This window comes from Streptomyces sp. SM1 (assembly GCF_002910825.1).
Lineage (GTDB): Bacteria > Actinomycetota > Actinomycetes > Streptomycetales > Streptomycetaceae > Streptomyces > Streptomyces okerensis.
On sequence record NZ_NEUB01000247.1, the window covers coordinates 1 to 3,878 of the forward strand.

Annotated in this window: 2 protein-coding genes; one reads left to right on the plus strand and one right to left on the minus strand. The window is 74.3% G+C overall.

All coding sequences use genetic code 11. The annotated features are described in order from the left end of the window. Positions 1-2,003: FAD-binding and (Fe-S)-binding domain-containing protein (locus B9S61_RS05825; protein WP_103541229.1), on the minus strand; the 2,003-nt coding region annotated here is incomplete at its 3' end. A gap of 289 nt (positions 2,004-2,292) precedes the next feature. On the opposite strand from B9S61_RS05825, the gene B9S61_RS05830 reads away from it, so the two are divergent. Then, on the plus strand, positions 2,293-3,878 hold a 1,586-nt coding region (locus B9S61_RS05830; RefSeq protein ID WP_181007262.1), incomplete at its 3' end, for an ATP-binding protein.

Genomic DNA, 3,878 nt, shown 5'->3' on the forward strand with positions numbered 1-3,878 from the left:
ATCCCGCCCAGCCGTTTCGCCACGCGCGCGAGCGGACCCACCGAGGCCAGGGCGTTGACCGCCCCCGCGGTACGCGTCCGCGACACCCAGCCCAGCCACACCGGCAGCCACCCCATCGCGTAGTGCGCGGCGGGACGGCGGCGGCCCGCGTAGTGGTGGTGCAGGAACTCCGCCTTGTACGTGGCCATGTCGACCTCGACCGGGCAGTCCGAGCGGCAGCCCTTGCAGGACAGGCACAGGTCCAGGGCGTCCCGTACCTCCGTGGAGCGCCAGCCGCCGGTGATCAGTTCGCCCGCGAGCATCTCGTGCAGGAGGCGGGCGCGTCCCCGCGTGGAGTGCTGCTCCTCGCCCGTCGCGCGGAACGACGGGCACATCACCGCCGGCCCCGGCACGGACTCCGTACGGCACTTGGCGACGCCCACGCAGCGGCGCACGGCCGCCGGGAAGTCGCCGCCGTCGGCGGGGTAGCCGAAGGCGACGTCCACCGGTCCGCGCGGGAGGACGGAGAAGCGGAGGTTCGCGTCCAGGGGTGAGGGGCGGACCAGCATGCCGGGGTTCAACAGGTCGTCGGGGTCCCAGACGGCCTTCACGCGCTCGAAGAGGGCGACCGTCTCCTCGCCGTACATGCGCGGCAGCAACTCCGCGCGGGCCTGGCCGTCGCCGTGCTCGCCGGAGAGCGAGCCGCCGTGGGACACGACCAGCCCGGCCAGTTCCTCCGAGAAGCGACGGAAGCGGGCGACGCCCGGACCCGTCAGCAGGTCGAAGTCGATACGGACGTGGATGCAGCCGTCCCCGAAGTGCCCGTACGGGGTACCGCGCAGGCCGTGGGAGGCCATCAGCTCCCGGAAGTCCCGCAGGTACGCGCCCAGCCGGGGCGGCGGCACGGCGCAGTCCTCCCAGCCGGGCCATGCCTCCGTGCCGTCCGGCATGCGCGTCGCCGTACCGCTCGCGTCCTCCCGGATCCGCCACAGCACGCGCTGCCGGGCCGGGTCGGTGACCACCAGCGCGTCCAGGACGTCCGCCGCGCGGACGACCGTCTCCGCACACGCGTGTGCCTCCGCCTCCGTGTCCCCGCCGGTCTCCACGAAGAGCCAGGCTCCCCCGCGCGGGAGGTCCGCGGCGGACGCCACCGGCACCAGGTCCGCCGCCATGCCCTCCACGGTCAGCGGGCCGTACTCCAGCAGCCCGGCCGCCGCCTCCGCCGCGCCGCTCTCGTCCGCGTACGCCAGCACGGCCAGGGCACGCGCGCGCGGCGCCCGTACGAGGTCCACGACCGCCTCCGTCAGCACCCCCAGGGTGCCCTCGGAGCCGCAGAGGGAGCGGGCGACATCGGCGCCCCTCTCCGGCAGCAGGGCGTCCACCGCGTAACCGGAGATACGGCGGGGCAGGTCGGGGAAACCGGTGCGCAGGCGGGCCAGTTCGCCGTCGACCAGCTCGCGCAGCCCCGCCGGGGCGCCCGCCCAGTCCCGTCCCGGGCGCAACCGCTCCCCGCGCGGGGTGACGACCGAGAGCTCGCGCACGCTGTCGGCCGTCGTGCCCCAGGCCACCGAATGGGACCCACAGGAGTTGTTGCCGATCATGCCGCCGAGGGTGCAGCGGCTGTGGGTGGAGGGGTCCGGGCCGAACCGCAGGCCGTGCGGGGCGGCGGCCTCCTGGAGGCGGTCGAGGACGAGGCCGGGCTGGACGACGGCCGTGCGCGACCCGGGATCGAGGGACAGCAGGCGGTTCATGTGCCGTGTGAAGTCGAGCACTACGCCCGTGCCGGTCGCCTGCCCCGCGATCGACGTGCCGCCGCCGCGCGGCACCACGGGGACCCCGTACGTCCGGCACACCGACAGCGCCGCCGCCACGTCGTCGGCGTCCCGTGGCGCCACCACACCGAGCGGTACCCGGCGGTAGTTGGAGGCGTCCATCGTGGTCAACGCACGCGCGGTCGCGGAGAAGTCGACCTCGCCGCGCACGGCGGCGCGCAGTGCGGCCCGCAGTTCCCGGTCATCCGTCATGTCCTCAGGATGCCCCCTCGGAGTCCGGGCGAAGGGGACGGAACACACCGTCCGCGGCAGTGCGCGGCGACCCGAATCGCGGCATTTATCGAAAGCGGAAGCGGAATCTTCCCAAGACAATCACGAACTCTCATATAGTGACCGCGAGTTGCGCGCAGTTGTCGGACCTCCTTCGGAAAAGCGACCCCAGATTCAGGTCCGGCGTCCCATCGAACCCACCCGAGGGCCGCGCGGAGACGACGGCGCACGCCCGCGGACCGACCGAGGACCCGACCGAGGAACCTGATTGATGACCTCCCCCCTGCTCCCCGGCGACCGCCCCACCCTCCGCAGCATGGTGCCCATCCCCTTGCTGACCGCGGCACTCGCCGCGCTCGCGGTCGTCACCGCGTTCTTCCTCGTGCCGGACGACGCGATCGGTGCCGTCCTGGTGACCGGGACGATCGCCGCCGTGCTGCTCTGCGCGGCCGCCGCCGTGGCCACCTACTTCCTCCTCTCCGCGCGGGCGGCACGGTCGCGCCTGGAGTCCGTCACCCAGGACGTCGGGCGGCTGCTCCAGGAGCGGGCCCGGCTGTCCGAGGAGTCCCGTCGCCAGCACGAGCGGCTGACCGGTGAACTCAACAGGGAACGGGCCCGCCTGTCCGCCGAGCTGGACCAGGAGCGGGCCCACCTCGCCGAGACCCTGGCCGCCGAACGGGACCGGCTCACCGAGCAGTACGGCGACGACCTCACGCGGTTGACGCGGGAGCACGCCGACGAACGGGCCCGGCTCACCGGCGCGCACACCGCCGAACTGGAGCGCCTGGCCGAGGACCACGCCGCGAAGCTGCACCTCATCACCGAGGAGCACACGGCCCACACCGCCCGCACGGCCCGCGACCACGCCGAGGAGCTGAAGCGGCTGGAGGACGAGCGGAGCGAGCTGGTGTCCGAGGGCGACCGGCTCCGCGAGCGGAACGCCCGGCTGACCACCAGGCTGCGGGAGGCCAACGGCATCCGTGCCGCCGCCGTCTCCGCGACCGCCAACGCGGCCGGCCGGATGCAGGCCCTCTCCACCGGCATGCTCGCCGACCTGCGCGCGATGGAGGAGAAGCACCACGACGAGGAGGTCCTCGCCGACCTGCTCCACCTCGACCACCGCACCGCCCAGGCGGGACGGCTCGCCGACTCCGTCGCCGTGCTCACCGGCGCCCGCTCCGGCCGCCGCTGGGCCAGGCCCATCGCCATGGAGTCGATCCTGCGCGGCGCCATGGGCCGGATCAGCGGCTACCAGCGGATCCGCGTCCACTCCGCCAGCGACACCGCCGTCGCGGGGCACGCCGCCGAGGGCGTGATGCACGCGCTCGCCGAACTCCTCGACAACGCCGCGAACTTCTCACCGCCGACCGCCGAGGTCCACGTCTACGTCGAGGAGGTCCCGGCCGGCGTCATCGTGTCCGTCGAGGACAGCGGGCTCGTGATGGGCGAGGCGCAGCTGCGCCGCGCGGAGCGCGCGGTCTCCGGCGAGACCACCGAGCTCGGAGGACTCACCGGCACCCGGCTGGGCCTCGCGGTGGTCGGCCGGCTGGCCCGGCGGTACGGACTCCGGGTCTCCTACCGCCCCTCGGCCCGCGGCGGCACGGGCGTCCTGATACTCGTCCCGCAGGACATCCTCGTACCGGCGGACGCGGCGCCCGCGGCCCCGCTTGCGGCTGCCGGGACGACGCCTGCCGGCACCACCCGGTCCACGCCGTCCCTGTCGTCCGCCCCGGCGGACGCCAGGAGCGACAAGGACGCCAGGAACTCCAGGCCTTCCAAGGACTTCGACGACCTCAAGGACTCCATGGACCCGGCCGGCTTCGCAGACAGCACCGACCCGGCGTCCCCCCGCCTCCC